Origin of the sequence: Rhodococcus sp. ZPP, assembly GCF_017656075.1 — a bacterium.
Lineage (GTDB): Bacteria > Actinomycetota > Actinomycetes > Mycobacteriales > Mycobacteriaceae > Rhodococcus_F > Rhodococcus_F oxybenzonivorans.
Genome location: NZ_CP058638.1, coordinates 3,442,003 through 3,457,031, shown reverse-complemented (window position 1 = coordinate 3,457,031; position 15,029 = coordinate 3,442,003). Strand labels below are relative to the sequence as shown.

General features: G+C 65.7%; 12 protein-coding genes. 8 read left to right on the top strand and 4 right to left on the bottom strand.

The features are described from left to right. Positions 1-113 precede the first annotated feature (113 nt). From HYG77_RS16405 to HYG77_RS16390, 4 genes are read left to right on the top strand one after another with little or no spacing between them, the layout of a single operon-like run. The gene (locus HYG77_RS16405) at positions 114-947 is read left to right on the top strand and encodes an IclR family transcriptional regulator (protein WP_109334702.1); all 834 of its coding nucleotides are present in this window, start codon (positions 114-116) and stop codon (positions 945-947) included. Positions 948-957: 10 nt separating this feature from the next. Next, on the top strand, positions 958-1,926 hold the full coding sequence (locus tag HYG77_RS16400) for an AAA family ATPase (protein WP_208959904.1): 969 nt from the start codon (positions 958-960) through the stop codon (positions 1,924-1,926). Between the two features lie 10 nt (positions 1,927-1,936). Next, positions 1,937-3,643: a cobalt chelatase gene (locus tag HYG77_RS16395; RefSeq protein ID WP_208959903.1), complete on the top strand. Its 1,707-nt coding sequence runs from the start codon at positions 1,937-1,939 to the stop codon at positions 3,641-3,643. Positions 3,644-3,686: 43 nt separating this feature from the next. Next, positions 3,687-4,370 (top strand): phosphonatase-like hydrolase, encoded by a 684-nt coding sequence (locus HYG77_RS16390; RefSeq protein ID WP_208959902.1) that lies wholly within the window; start codon positions 3,687-3,689, stop codon positions 4,368-4,370. 23 nt (positions 4,371-4,393) lie between these two features. Here the strand turns inward: HYG77_RS16390 and pdxS are convergent, their stop codons facing one another. The 4 genes from pdxS to HYG77_RS16370 form a co-directional block, all read right to left on the bottom strand. Beyond that, complete coding sequence (pdxS, locus tag HYG77_RS16385) at positions 4,394-5,284, bottom strand: pyridoxal 5'-phosphate synthase lyase subunit PdxS (protein WP_208959901.1); 891 nt, start codon at positions 5,282-5,284, stop codon at positions 4,394-4,396. Next, the gene (locus tag HYG77_RS16380; protein ID WP_208959900.1) at positions 5,281-6,828 is read right to left on the bottom strand and encodes an amino acid permease; all 1,548 of its coding nucleotides are present in this window, start codon (positions 6,826-6,828) and stop codon (positions 5,281-5,283) included. The genes pdxS and HYG77_RS16380 overlap by 4 nt, the downstream gene beginning before the upstream one ends. Positions 6,829-7,029: 201 nt before the next feature. After that, positions 7,030-8,196: a glutamate--cysteine ligase gene (locus HYG77_RS16375; protein WP_208959899.1), complete on the bottom strand. Its 1,167-nt coding sequence runs from the start codon at positions 8,194-8,196 to the stop codon at positions 7,030-7,032. 82 nt (positions 8,197-8,278) lie between these two features. Next, positions 8,279-9,538: a hypothetical protein gene (locus HYG77_RS16370; RefSeq protein WP_208959898.1), complete on the bottom strand. Its 1,260-nt coding sequence runs from the start codon at positions 9,536-9,538 to the stop codon at positions 8,279-8,281. Between the two features lie 281 nt (positions 9,539-9,819). Here HYG77_RS16370 and HYG77_RS16365 point away from each other — a divergent pair, with 281 nt between their 5' ends. The 4 genes from HYG77_RS16365 (at position 9,820) to HYG77_RS16350 (ending at position 15,020) form a co-directional block, all read left to right on the top strand. Further along, on the top strand, positions 9,820-10,755 hold the full coding sequence (locus tag HYG77_RS16365) for a hypothetical protein (protein WP_208959897.1): 936 nt from the start codon (positions 9,820-9,822) through the stop codon (positions 10,753-10,755). A gap of 366 nt (positions 10,756-11,121) precedes the next feature. After that, positions 11,122-12,525, top strand: coding sequence for an amino acid permease (locus HYG77_RS16360; protein WP_244461362.1), 1,404 nt, complete (start codon positions 11,122-11,124; stop codon positions 12,523-12,525). Positions 12,526-12,666: 141 nt separating this feature from the next. Then, on the top strand, positions 12,667-13,998 hold the full coding sequence (locus tag HYG77_RS16355; RefSeq protein WP_208959895.1) for a hypothetical protein: 1,332 nt from the start codon (positions 12,667-12,669) through the stop codon (positions 13,996-13,998). Further along, complete coding sequence (locus HYG77_RS16350) at positions 13,998-15,020, top strand: glutamate ABC transporter substrate-binding protein (RefSeq protein ID WP_208959894.1); 1,023 nt, start codon at positions 13,998-14,000, stop codon at positions 15,018-15,020. The genes HYG77_RS16355 and HYG77_RS16350 overlap by 1 nt, the downstream gene beginning before the upstream one ends. Positions 15,021-15,029: the final 9 nt, after the last annotated feature.

Below are 15,029 nucleotides of genomic sequence, written 5' to 3'. Positions count from 1 at the left end.
AACAGTAGGCCACGTCACACACTTCGTCAATGGATGTTCCTAAAACTGGAACGGGATGTATGATTTTTCGATACACGACGTGAAGGCGTCGCCGTCTGGGCCTAGGAGGAACCGTGGGTGAGATTCACCGGATCGACGAGTCGAACGGACACCCGACAACGGAGCTACCCGGGGACACGCCGACGCTCCGCCTGTTCGCGCTGCTCGAGATGATCGCGTCCAAGGACCAGCTGTTCACGTTGCAAGGGCTCGTCGAGGAGACGGGCATGGCCAAGCCGACCTTGCACCGGATGCTCCAGCAGCTCGAGGGCGCCGGACTCCTCACCCGGCAGAACAACGGCAGGCATTACGGCACCGGCGTGCGCCTGCGTCGCTTCGCCGAGAATCTGCTGCTCAACGACACCCACCACGGTGCGCGACACGCCATCCTCCGAAACCTGGTCGCGGAACTCGGCGAGAGCTGCAACGTGACCACTCTGTCGGGTAGCGAAGTGGTGTATCTCGATCGGGTGGAAACCTCTGAGCCCCTTCGGTTTACGCTCCATGCGGGTTCGCGGGTGCCCGCGCACTGCTCGGCCAGCGGCAAGATGATCCTGTCGCAGCTCAGCCCCGCCCAACGCCGGCGACTCCTCGGGCGGATGCCGCTCGAGCGCTACACCAACAAAACCGTCACCGATATCGAGCTCATCGAGACCGAACTCAAGCAGGTCCGCCGCGACGGCTACGCCATCGACGACGAAGAGTTCCTCCCCGGACTCGTCTGCGCCGCGGTGCTCGTCCCCTGCGCCACAGGCAATTCCAATCTCTGCATTGCGGTCCAGGCCCCGGTCATGCGACTCACCCCCGACAAGGCGCTCAAGCTCCTTCCTGCGTTGCGGCGGGCGGCCGACGCCATCGGCGAGATCGAGAACGAGGTCACGGAAACCGAAGTGACAGACCTGAACTGAAGGAGGGCGCATGCCCGAAATGACCACTGCGGCCCCCAGCCACGTGGTGTCCGCGCGCGAGCTGTTCGGACTCCACACCGACCTGACGGTGCTTGCCTTCCACGAACCCGTCGACCACGTCCCCGACATCGACCCCGCGTACCGGTTCGATCACGCGGTGACCACCGCCCTCCTCGCCGGGTTCGGCCGCAACCGCCGGGTGATGGTGCAGGGTCTGCACGGCACCGGCAAGTCCACGCACATCGAGCAGGTCGCGGCTCGGCTGAACTGGCCGTGCGTGCGGGTCAATCTCGACGGGCATCTCAGCCGGCTGGACCTGATCGGCAAGGACGCGGTCGTCCTCCGGGAAGGCAAGCAGATCACCGAATTCCAGGAAGGCATTCTGCCCTGGGCACTGCAGCGGCCCGTCGCGCTGATCCTCGACGAATACGACGCCGGCCGCCCCGATGTCATGTTCGTCATCCAGCGTCTCCTCGAACGCGACGGGAAACTGACCCTGCTCGATCAGAACAGAGTCCTGACTCCGCATCCGGCCTTCCGGTTGTTCGCCACCGCCAACACCGTCGGCCTGGGCAATCTCAACGGGTTGTATCACGGTGTGCAGCGACTCAATCACGCGCAGATCGATCGCTGGAACATCGTCGCGACGCTCGATCACCTCCCCGCGGAACAGGAAATCGAGATCGTGTCCGCGCGGGTGCCGTCGCTGAGCCGGGAGCGCATCGGGTCGATGGTCGCCGTGGCCAACCTGACCCGGAGCGGTTTTCGGGTCGGCGACCTGTCGACGCTGATGTCGCCGCGCACGGTGATCACCTGGGCCGAGAACATCGAGATCTTCCACGACCCGGCACTGGCATTCCGGTTGTCGTTCGTCAACAAGTGCGACGAGGCCGAGCGGCCCGTCGTCGCCGAGTACTTCCAGCGATGCTTCGACTCGGAACTGGAGCGGTCGGCGATGCTCGCGACGAGCACGGCCTGAGCGGGCAGTCATGACAGAACTGCCTGTGCGCCCCGCGTCGGTCCGTCGTCAGCAGGAGGTGCACGAACTCTGTGCCGGCACGATCCGCGCCCTCGCGGGCCAGGGTGGGGTGCACTTTCGCGGACCGGAACTCCATCGCGGACATCGGCGCGTGCCGATGCCCGCCCCACACCTGCACCCGTCGTTCGACGGCGCCGACTTCACGTCCTTCCGCGGTGCGGCGGACGGCATGGCGTCGCGCCTCCTCCACACCGACCCCGTCCTGCATCGCAGCCTGTGCCCGGACGACACGGCGGGTCGGCTGATCTTCGAGATTCTGGAACAATTCCGCGTCGAGTCGCTGGCCGCCGACGCATGGAACGGCGTGCGCGCCAACCTCTCCCGCCGCTTCACGCAGTGGTCGCAGGACTACGTGACGTCCGGTCTGACCGAGACGGTGCACGGAATGCTGCTGTTCACGGTGACGCAGATGTGCCGGGCCCGGATCACCGCCGAACCGATACCCGAGGCCACCGAGGACCTGATCGAATCGACCCGGTTCGCTCTCGCCTCCGTTCTCGGCGACCACCTTCCATGGCTGCGACGAACCCGGTTCTCGCAAAACGACTTCGGGATCCACGCGCAGGCCGTCGCCGAGCTGATCGGCCGTCACCTGGAGTCACCCACCGACACGGACGTCTCGGCCGACGACCGGAGCGACGGCCGGACAGCGTTCTCCCTCCTGTTCGACTTCGACCCCGAAGAGGACGAGACCTTCCAGGCCGCGGTATCGGGACGTAGTCGCGCGCTGGGGGAGGGCGGAGACGGATACCGCGTGTTCACCCACGCCTACGACGAGACCCGGCAGATCGCGTCCCTCGTCCGGCCGGAGTTGCTCCAGGAGTACCGCCGGCGACTCGACCTCGTCATCGACCTGCAGCACCTCAACGTCCGGAAACTCGGACGCCAGCTGAAAGCCGTACTCACGGAACCGGTCACCGACGGATGGGAAGGCGGCCGGGAAGAGGGATACCTCGACGGTCGCCGGCTCGCCCAGCTCGTCACCTCGCCCACCGAGCGCAGACTCTTCCGGGCCGAACGCACCGAGCCGCACACCGACACGACGGTGACCTTCCTCATCGACTGCTCCGGTTCGATGAAGGAGTTCGGCGAACCGGTCGCGGTCCTGGTCGACGTGTTCGCCCGGGCCCTCGAACTGGCCGACGCCCGGTGCGAGATCCTCGGCTTCACGACCGCTGGATGGAACGGGGGCCGAGCCCGCCGAGACTGGCTCCGGTCCGGCCGTCCGCACAACCCGGGACGGCTCAACGAGGTCCGGCAGCTGGTGTTCAAGGACGCCGAGACCTCCTGGCGCCGTGCCCGTCCCGCGATCGCGGGACTGTTGAAGAACGATCTGTTCAAAGAGGGCGTCGACGGTGAGGCCGTCGACTGGGCGTGCTCCCGGTTGCGGGGCACCCAGGGCCGCAGGCTCCTGTTCGTGATCTCGGACGGAAGCCCCCTGGACGGCGCCACCGCGCTGGCCAACGACGAGTTCTACCTGGACCACCACCTGCAGGACGTGGTCGAGCGACACGAGGACGAGCGGGCCGTCGAGGTGTACGGACTCGGCGTCGGGCTGGACCTGAGCCCGTACTACGACCGCTGCCGAACGCTCGATCTGTCGTGCGGTACCAACAGCGACGTCATCGCCGACGTGCTGTCGATGATCGCCCACTGACAGCCATCACCTGCCGGTGGCTCAACAGTGAGGAGTCATATCCATGTCCGAACACGGGGTCTCTCTGGTCACTCTGGACATTGCCGGGACGAGCGTTGACGAAGGTGGCGCCGTGTACGTCGCGTTGCGCGACACCGTCGAGAGGCACCTCGGCAAACCGATTCCGGACGATCGGTTCGACCGGTGGAAGGGCACGGGCAAGCGGCAGGCCATCGAGGGCCTGCTGCGGGAGAGCGTCGTCCCGGCCGAGAAGACGGTACTGGACGCCGTCGAATCCGATTTCACCGCAATACTTCTGGCTGCATACCGCAAGACTCCGCCCACCGCACTTCCCGGGGTTCACGACGCCTTCGGTACGTTGCGGCAGCGCGGCATCAAGGTCGTTCTACAGACCGGCTATTCACGCCAGATCGCGGAACCACTACTGGAGCAGGTCGGGTGGGAGATCGGGCGGGACATCGACGGGGTGATCACGAGCGATCAGGTGCGGATGAGCAGGCCGTCGCCGTATCTCATCTTCCGCGCCATGGAACTCGCCGGCGTGCAGAGCGTCGACGAGGTGCTGGTGGGTGGTGACACTCCGAACGATCTCCGGGCCGGGACGAACGCCGGGGCACGGTATGTCGTGGGTGTCCTGACCGGCGCGCACGACGCGGCGACTCTGAGCCTGGAGCCCCACACGCACATCCTGGACAGCGCTGCGGAGATCCCCGAACTGCTGGGCTGAACGACGACTGTGAGTTCGGTACGTCACCAACCGCGTTCGGCGAGGCGGTGCGGAACCGGGATGTCGTCGACGTTGATCCCGACCATCGCCTCACCCAGCCCACGAGAGACCTTCGCAAGCACGTCCGGGTCGTCGAAGAACGTGGTGGCCTTCACGATCGCCGCGGCCCGCTCCGCCGGATTACCCGACTTGAAGATCCCCGACCCGACGAACACACCCTCCGCGCCGAGCTGCATCATCATCGCCGCATCCGCCGGGGTCGCGATGCCACCGGCAGTGAACATGGTGACCGGCAACTTCCCCGCCTTCGCCACCTCGACCACCAGATCGTACGGCGCCTGCAGCTCCTTCGCCGCCACATACAGCTCGTCCTCGCTCAGCGACGTCAACCGGCGAATCTCCCCACCGATGGTCCGCATATGCGTGGTGGCATTCGACACGTCCCCGGTACCGGCCTCACCCTTCGACCGAATCATCGCCGCACCCTCGGTAATCCGCCGCAACGCCTCACCCAGGTTCGTCGCACCACACACGAACGGGACGGTGAACTTCCACTTGTCGATGTGATTCGCATGGTCGGCCGGGGTCAGGACCTCGGACTCGTCGACATAATCGACCCCCAGGGACTGCAGGATCTGCGCCTCGACGAAGTGCCCGATCCGGGCCTTGGCCATCACCGGGATCGAGACCGCGGAGATGATGCCGTCGATCATGTCCGGATCACTCATCCGCGACACCCCACCCTGCGCGCGGATGTCCGCGGGCACCCGCTCGAGCGCCATCACCGCGACCGCGCCGGCGTCCTCGGCGATCTTCGCCTGATCGGGGGTGACGACGTCCATGATGACCCCACCCTTCAACATCTCGGCCATGCCCCGCTTGACGCGCGCAGTGCCGGTGGTGGATGCGCTCATGACTCTCCCCTCTGATGACGGTCGGTGTGTGGATCCTGTTGCGCCGCGGCCAGCAGTTCGAGGTCCGAGCCGCCCAGCGTTTCGATCGCCTCGATGCGCTTCTCGGCCTCCGCGACCGACTCGTCCTGCGAACCGATAGGGGGAGCACCGGACAGCGCGTCGTCGTCTGCTCCGCCTTTGCCGAGCCACCGCCGCACTTCGTAGGTGACCAGGATGGCGATGAGCGTCAGTCCGCTCATGAGGAACTGGGAGCGGGTTGTCGGCAGGAAGGCCATCGCGAGGATGACGGTGGCCATCAGGGCGATAGTCGCGTAACTCAGCCACGGGAACAACCACATCCGGAGTTGCAGTGCGGCAGGGTCTTCACGCTCGAGTCTGCGCCGAAGCACCACCTGGGAGATAGCGATCAGGAGGTACACGAAGAGCGCGACGGCGCCGTACGAGTTGACGAGGAAGCTGAAGACGATGTCACCCCACACATAGGTGCAGGCAACCGAAACGTACCCGACGGTGGTGCCGAGCAGGATCGCCCGGCGAGGCACACCGTTGTGGGAGAGCTTGGTGAAGAACTTCGGTGCGTCGCCGTTACGGGTCAGCGCGAACAACATTCGCGATGTCGTGTACAGCGCGGAGTTCAGGCAGGAGAGCACCGCGGTGAGGACGATGAAGTTCATGATCGTGGCGACGCCGGGTATTCCGAGCACCTCGAGCACCGCGGCGTACGGGCTCACACCGACGCTTTCGGTGTTCCACGGCTGGATCGCGACGACGACGAGAATGGAGCCGACGTAGAACGTCACGATGCGCACCACGATCGACCGCATGGCATGGGCCACTGCCCGCTTCGGCTCCTCCGACTCCGCGGCCGCAATCGTCACGATCTCTGCGCCGGTATAGAAGGCGACGCAGGGGACGACCGCGGCGAGTACTGCGCCCCAGCCGAGCGGGGTGAATCCACCGTGGTCGACGAGGTTGCCGAGCCCCGGCGTCGAGTCAGGCCACAGCCCGGTGATCCAGAGGGCACCCATTCCGAGGAAGAGGACGATCGCTACGACCTTGATAGACGAGAACCAGTATTCGAATTCACCGTAGGAGCGGGCGGAGACCATGTTGGTGGCCGTCAGCAGCAGCATCAGTCCGAGGCTCAGCAGCCACAGCGGGATCATCGGCAACCAGAGCTGCAGAATCCGGCCGCCGGCGACGGCCTCGACAGCAACAACGATGACGAAGAAGTACCAGTACATCCACCCCGTCGCGAACCCGGCGCGACGTCCGAGCGCCTGCCGGGCATAGACGTAGAACGACCCGACCACCGGCCTGGCTACCGCCATCTCCGCCAGCATCCGCATGATCAGCAACGTGATGATGCCTGCAATGAGGAAGGAGATGATCGCGGCCGGGCCCGCACCGCCGATGACGACACCGCTGCCGACGAAAAGACCGGCGCCGATCACGCCACCGAGGGCGATCAGGTTCATGTGCCGGCGTTTGAGCCCCTTGCCCAAACCGGAGCTGTCGGTGTGTTCAGGAACGGTACTGTCCACGTTTCCTCCAAATAGCGGCGGCGAAGTCCGCGCCACCCTGCCTGTCCTGCCGGTGAGCGGCGCGGATCGAACGCCCTGGTATGTGTGACTCACATCACCTTTGCGGGAGTCACCTCACATTACGACTCGGAGATACAGACCGCCCAGAACCAGATCTGAGGGAAGGAGAGGGACCAGGGGGCGCGGGGGACTCCCGCAGTTTCAGAGCGGAAGCGCATCGCCCGGTTCGGGGAGGCAACCTTCGAAGGTGCGGCGTGCGCATTCGGAGATCACCTCGGCAACATTGCCCCGGTGGGCAAGGGTCTGGCGTTGGCGGATAGCCCCGTTGCCCTTATCGAGCACCGACGCCAGCGACGTGGTCACCTGCCAGTACTCGCCGAGTTCCGCCAGAGCCGGCTTGACGTGTGCCAGAAGTTGGTACACCAGGCGGTGCGCGGGCATTCGGTGCGCGGTCACCGGATCGAGACCGTGCCCGGCGAGCCCGTCGCGGGCCGCCAACCAGCACGCCCCGCGCAGCACCTGCTGATCGATCGCCGACGCCGACTCGCCGCGGTGAATCGCCCTGATCGCGGTCATGACCAACGCGTGCACCAGGGTGGTCAGGGTCATCGTCTCCTTGATGGTGGCGGGAACGTCACTGATCCGGATCTCGACAGTGGGGAGATGATTCGACACCCGCACATCCCAATAGACCATGCCGGTGTCGAGGATGGCGCCGGTCTCGAGCATCACTTGCACCGCGTCGTCGTAATGCTGCGCGGACTGGAAGTACGGTGGCGGTCCCGCACTGGGCCACCGGCCGAACAGGACGTACCGCCAGCTCGCATAACCGGTGTCGAGGCCGCCGGCGATGGGGGAATTGGCGGTCAGCGCCAGCAGCGCCGGCAACCAGGGCCGCAGATGGTTGCTCACCTGCACCGCTTGCTCGCGGTCCTCGATGCCGACGTGCACGTGACAGCCACACATCACGCCCGTGGAGAGGGCGCCGAAGCGCTCGGCCATCTGCTGATACCTCGGTGTGTCGGTGATCGAATTCGAATTCGGTGGCGGGTCGTACATCGGCGTTCCGACTGCCAGGAGCTGGCATCCCGTGCGGGCAGCGGCGTCGGCGGTCACCGCGCGCGATTCACACAACTGATCGCGCAGATCGCGGATGTGGGTGCCGACCGACGTCGACGTTTCGATCTGGCAGCGACAGAACTCGCGCTGGAGGACGATGCCCAGCTCGTTCCCGGCCTCGCACACCTCGGTGTTGTACAGACTGGGTCGTCCGGTGTTCGGGTCGACGAGGACGAACTCCTCCTCCACCCCCAGAGTCGGACCCGCCGGGAGAAACGAGCTACTCGTCGGCACGGTGGTGGTTGCCATTTTCGTACCTCCAACCCACGAATACCACCAACTTTACGAGCATCCAGGCTGTTTCTGCGCGGGCCCGCTCAGTGCGCAACGATCAGCCGCGGCACCCGGGATTTCCGGGGAATGCCGGTACACCGAATCGGCATCCGACCTCGGTGACGGCGTGCAGGCGCTCGACCGGCTTCCGGGCTTCCAGCGCCGGCAGAAGGCCGTCGAGCAGGAGTGCATTCTTAGTCTCAGGTGCCGTGGCCCGGGCATCGAGAGTTCCGCGAATTCGTGCGAAGTCGACGAGCTCGTCGTAGACCATCGACAGCGCCGCCTCTGTGGTCTGATCCTCAGGCGCGAGCCCGGCGAAATCCACACCGGTCTCGTACTCGTGACGGACTGCGTGCGGACCCTGGTCACACGTGGGTTTGTTCAGATCGATCCGGAACTCCGGCCGATCCGGCGATGGCGGAGTGATCGTCCCGGCGTCGGTGCAGACATGATGCGAAATGCGGTCACCGAGTGCGTGAAGGTAGATGCCGATCCTCGCGTTCGAAGATTCGCTACCGATCCAGGAATCGAATTGCGACGATCGGACTTCCCCCGAAATGACTTGCTGGCCGGTCACGTTGGTGAATGGGATTGCGACCGGGGTCTCGAGGCTGTACACACCGTTGATCTGCACAGGCCGATCGTCTCCGTAACACCCTGTGCCGGTGGCATAGTCGCCGTCTGCGGACAGATTGGTGAAGCCTGCCGTGCACAGGGGAGTGCTACTACCTGGGCCTGCCATCGCCCAGCGCCGCACGTGCGTGAGCATGACCTCGTGTCGGGGATCACCGATATCGGGTCGCGAGCCGTCGGGTTCGGGATCGAGCGGTCCACGCATCGTCGGCAGGAAGTGGAACAGAAACCCACCGGTGGCGAAGTGGGTGCGCACGAGGCCGCCGATGTCCTTGGTGGTCCACGCGACCGAGTCGGGGACGAGTCGGCCGTTGATGTCGCGCGGCGCGAAGGTGCCGAGGTCGGTCGCTTCGTCGTATGCCGCGATCCAATAGGAATCTCGCTCTGAGAAGCCGACGGTGCGGGCGATGATGTACGTGGAGTCGGCGTGCACGAGGCTGCGTCCACCGAGCGGTTGACGCAGGGTGTACCCGTAGCGCGCAAATGCCTCGAGGCCGCAGATCGGGCCGTTGGGGTCGTCGAGCGAACAGCTGGGTGGAAGAGGCGCGCAATTGTGTGGCGGTGCACCGTCCGGGCTATAGCAGATGTCTTCGGCGAAGCCATACGCCGAAGGTGGGGAGGCGATGAACGCGGCAGCGACCAGCGTCAGTGCCACGGTGGCCAATCTCCGAATGGAACCATTCATCGACAAGCACCTCTCCGGTCGCCCTGTGCTTCCACGTTAACACCGGAGCCGTGACCAGAACTCGAATATCCGCGGAGTCATGTATGCGGCGGTCTCTGGGAGGCGGGACGTATTTGACTGTGTCGAAACGGTTTTACAACTTCGACTATCCAAACGCGTTCAGGGTGACGATTACTAACCCTCAGGTGACTGTTCACACCCGCCCATCTGCCGGACGCTGAGAACGTCAGAACGGAACCCTCAGAGGAAGAAGTCCCCTCGATCGAAAGGACATCACCACTGTGTCGCACAACCTCGACACCACTGTCCCCGCCGCGCACGATCACGAGTTGGCGCGAACCGCCGCGCCCACCGTCGAATCCGGCCCGAAGCGAGTCCGCCACCACTGGACCCTCACCCGGACAGGCCTCTACCTTCTGCTCGCCGCCCTACCGCTACTGGCGATCTCGGCGCAGGTGTTCGGTGTCGTGCCGATGAACACCACCGGCGCGCTGGTGATCATTCCACTCGCGGCCGCCCTCGCGGTGTTGTGCGTATTTGCTCCGCACCCGATCGACCGCATCGTCGGCCATGGCCTCGGCTGGGGGATGTTCGCGTGTCTGGTCTACGACATCTTTCGCCTCGACACCGTGTACCTGCTCGACCTGTGGGGCGACTTCATTCCGAAAATGGGTACCTGGCTCCACTCGGGATCCGACACCCGGACCGGCGCAGTCGTCGGTTATCTCTGGCGTTACATCGGTGACGGAGGCGGAATCGGAATCGGTTTCTTTCTCATCGCCCTCGCCTTGGGCCTTCAGCACTTGTCACGCCGCACGGTCGTCCTCACCTCCGTCGCCTTTGCGGTGTTCCCGGTGTGGGCCGGCCTCATCGCCACGGTCGCCCTGTCGCCGGACGGGCAGCAAGCCATGTTTCCGCTCACGCCGACGACGCTCGCACTCTCATTGATCGGGCACCTGATCTTCGGGCTCGTACTCGGCCTCGGCTTCCTGCGGGCGCGGCGCAGCGTCGGCCGGCACTGGCCCTGGTCGCCGCTCCTCCCGGCGGCGCGGAGAGCGGGTCGCCGGACCCACCAGACGATCGACTCCCATGGCCGACCTGCCTCACGCTTGCGGTCAGCGGTTCGGTTGCCGGCCCGTGCCAGGCGCCCGCGCAGTGCGGCGCTGATGCAGGCATGCGGTGAGTGCGGCGCGACTGCCCGTGACACCGACGGCTAGGACTTTCGATGCGCCTGCGTGTTGGTCACGCAGGCGTATCGAACGGTCCCCGCCCTCTCGCGTACCTCCCAATTCCTCCTCACCTGGATCTGGACCCCAGAGGCGTGCCCGAACTGGCACTGTGCTCCCCTCCACACCCTCCATACAGTGTTGTGAATCACACCAACAGTTCAGTTCGCGGTAGATCGTCTCCCGTATCTCCCGCCGGCACTGTTCTCCGTTCCGAACCGCCGACGGTCCGCCCCCGGATCGCGATGGCGACCTGACGATCCCGGTCAGCGCACAGTGGAGGAAGACGTGACCTCAACACCACCCCCGGTCCGAACTCAGGACTCCGGCCTCGGAAAAGGCCTGAAGAAACGGCACATGAACCTCATCGCCCTCGGTGGCGTGATCGGTGCCGGATTGTTCGTCGGCAGCGGCGTCGTCATCGAGAACGCCGGCCCGGCAGCGATCGTGTCGTTCCTGATCGCGGGGGTCATCACCCTCCTGATCATGCGGATGCTCGCGGAAATGGCGGTGGCGAGGCCCGTCGTCGGATCGTTCTACGTCTACGCCCGGGAAGCGCTCGGTAATCGCGCCGGCTTCTCCGTCGGGTGGATGTACTGGTACTTCTTCGTCATCGTCGTCGCCGTCGAGGCCATTGCGGGCGGGCGCATACTGCAGCTGTATCTACCGTCCGCGCCGCTGTGGATCCTCAGTCTCGGCCTCCTCGTCATCCTGACCTGTACCAATCTTGTCTCTGCGCGTTCATTCGGCGAGTTCGAGTACTGGTTCTCCTCGATCAAGGTGATCGCGATCGTCCTCTTCCTGGGGTTGGGCGCCCTCTGGATCACCGGACTGTGGCCCGACTCGACTCCCGGAGTCGCAAACCTCGTCAGCAACGGCGGGTTCGCCCCCCTCGGGTGGGGCGCGGTGCTCGCGGCGGTCGTCCCCTGCGTCGCCTTCTTCACCGGCGCCGAGATCGTGACCATCGCGGCGGCCGAATCAGCGGAGCCGAAGAAGGCGGTTGCCCGGGCGATGCGCTCCATCGTGGTCCGGATCATCACGTTCTACGTCGGCTCCATCTTCGTCGTCGTCGCGGTCGTGCCGTGGAGCACCGAGGCCGTCGGAGTCAGCCCCTATGCAGCAGCCCTCTCGGCCCTGCACATTCCCGGAGTCGCCACGATCATGAACATCGTCATCCTCACCGCGGTGCTGTCCTGCCTGAACTCGGCGCTCTACACCTCCTCCCGAATGCTGTTCGCCCTCACTCGGAACGGCGACGCCCCCCGGATGTTCACGCACCTGTCGCGCGGCGGGGTGCCACGGCGCGCGATCCTGGCCGGCACAGTGATCGGGTATGCATCCGTGGTCGCGGCCTTCGTCTCCCCGGACCTGGTGTTCTCGTTCCTGGTGAACTCCTACGGCGCCGTCGCGCTCTTCGTCTACCTCATGATCGCCCTCTCCCAAGTCGCCCTGCGTAAGAAGCTCGAAGCGCAGGACCCCTCGGCCCTCAGCCTGAAGATGTGGCTGTTCCCGTGGCTGAGCTACGCGACCATCGGATTGATGGGTGCCGTGATTGCCGCGATGGCGGTTCTGCCCACCACCCGTTCGCAGTTCTGGCTCAGTGTGGTGACCCTGGTCTTCATCCTGATCGGATACGAATTCCGCCGTCGCAGCCGGGCCGGCGCGGAACCGCAGGGCACCGTCCCTGCGGCCGAAGAAGCATCGGCGCCCAACCCCGAAGCGGAACAACTCGTCGGAGTTTCAGCGCGCGAGCAACTCTGACGAACCCCCATCGAATCCGAGGACAGGGACCGGACCGGGTCCCTGTCCTCGTTTCTGTGTCCGGCCCCCGACATCGACTTTTCGGCACGATACGGCGAAAATCGGGCACACTGGCAGAACACCTCGGCGGAGGAGGACACCGTGTTCCACCGCGGAGACAGCGCCGTCACCGAAGAGCACTCGCTGGACGAGTCACTGCTCGTCGAGCCCGAATCCCGCCGGCAGCCCTGGCGCGAATTTCTTGCCTCGACACCGGGCCGGCTCTCCGTGCTGGGCATCGCACTGGTGACTGCAGCACTCGCGACCGGGGCCATCGCGTCGGCCGCGATCGGTGCCCGTCAACAGCGGATCGACGTACTACGGACGCATACCGAACCGCTCGCGTACGCCGCGGAAGCTCTCTACAGCTCTCTGTCGATCGCCGATGCCGCAGCCACGACCTCCTTCATTTCCGGTGGAATCGAACCCCGCGAGGTACGCAACCGGTACAACCAGGCGATCGGCGATGCATCGAACGCCCTGGTGACTGCGTCGAACGGAGTGTCTTCGACGGACGCCGGGGCGCTGCGCCTGCTGTCGGAGGTGTCCAGGCACATGTCCGTGTACACCACGCTCGTCGCGACCGCCCGCGCCAACAACCGGTCGGGCAATCCGGTGGGCGTCGCCTATCTGGGTGACGCGTCGGCCCTGATGCAGGACACCATCCTGCCTGCAGCCGAGCGTCTATACATCGAACAGTCGCGGTCCGTCGCCGACACACAGGCCCACGGTGCCCGGCTGCCGCGCGCGGCATTCGTCGTCACCGCGGGACTGCTGATCGCACTCGTCCTCGCCCAGGTCTACCTGGCGCGCAAGAGTAAGCGACGCGTCAACCCCGGTCTCGTCGTTGCCTCACTTCTCACCGCAACCCTCCTGGTGTGGCTGGCCGCGGCCGCACTGGTCTCCACATCGGCGATCGATCGGGCGAGAAGCGAAGGGGCACAACCACTCGCCACCATCACACAATCACGCATTCTCGCCCAGCAGGCACGGGCGGACGAGACACTGGCATTGTTGCAGCGCGGCTCCGACGAGCAGTCCGAGATCGATTACGAGGCGCACTCCTCCGCACTGGCCGACGCCCTCGGACGGTTACAGAGCGACGCGCGACCCGAGGTTGCCGACGCGCTTGCCGCGCTGGACGGGTGGCGGGCCGCCCACGAGATGTTGCAGCAAAGGCTCGCGGCCGGCGACTACTCGGGTGCGAGCGCCCTCGCCATCGGTTCGGGCGAGATCGCGTCGACCGCTCGGTTCGCCGCCCTGGACGAATCTCTCCGGACCGGCATCGAGCGATTTCGCACCGAGGAACTGGACGGAATGGCCGTAGCGTATCGGTCGTTGTCGCTGCTCGCGGTGGGTAGCATGGTGATCGGCGTCCTCTGCGGGTTCGCCGTCGGTGGGGGGATCTGGCCAAGACTGAACGAGTACCACTGATGGTTCCGGTGGATCGACCGACACGGACGAGACGGCGCGCCTTCCGCCCGCACCTCCTGGTGTGCGCGTGCGCCACCGTCCTCTTCGCCGGGTGCGCCGCCCCGCAACCGCTCTCGCCGATCCCCGGCGGCGACTACGCCGAGCTCCCGTTGTCCGACGGGGCTCAGATTCTGCCGCCGTCGGGCGTCGCGCCGGCGGAACCGCCCGCACCGGACACGTGCGGTGCGCTCGCCAGCCTGCGGCCCGGCCCGGCTATCCCACCAGGGAGTCGACCCCCTGGTTCTGCGGTGGACGACATCCTGGCCCGGGGACGCCTGGTCGTGGGCCTCGACCAGAACACCAACCTCTTCAGTTTCCGCGACCCGACCACCGGCACCCTGATGGGATTCGACGTCGACGTCGCGAAGGAGGTTGCCCGCGATCTGTTCGGCGATCCGTCCAAGGTCGAGTACCGGCTGCTCACCTTCGGTAGCCGCTTCGACGCGCTGGAGAACGACGAGGTGGATCTCGTCGTCAAGGGCACCACGATCACGTGTGAACGTGCCGAGCGCGTCGCCTTCTCGACGGTCTACTTCCAGGCCTACCAGCGACTGCTGGTACCGAAGGGTTCCGGCATCGAGGGACCGGCGGACCTTGCGGGCAAGCGAGTGTGCACCGCCACCGAGACCACGTCGCTCGCCACCGTTCAGCGAGTACAACCCGAGGCGACGATTGTCGCGGTTCCCGACTGGGACGACTGCTTGGTGGTCCTTCAGCAACGGCACGCCGATGCCGCCAGCACCGACGACTCGATTCTCGCCGGGCTGGCCGCCCAGGATCCGAATCTCGAGATCGTCGGCCCACCATTGGAATCGGAGCCGTACGGCATCGGCGTCAACAAGAGCCATGAGGATCTGGTGCGCTTCGTGAACGGCACCCTCGATCGGATGCGGGCCGACGGGACGTGGATGGCGCTCTACGACAGGTGGCTGACCGTACTCGGCCCGGTTCCGGGCCCGCCCGCCCCGACCTATCGGGATTGAGGTGTCGGG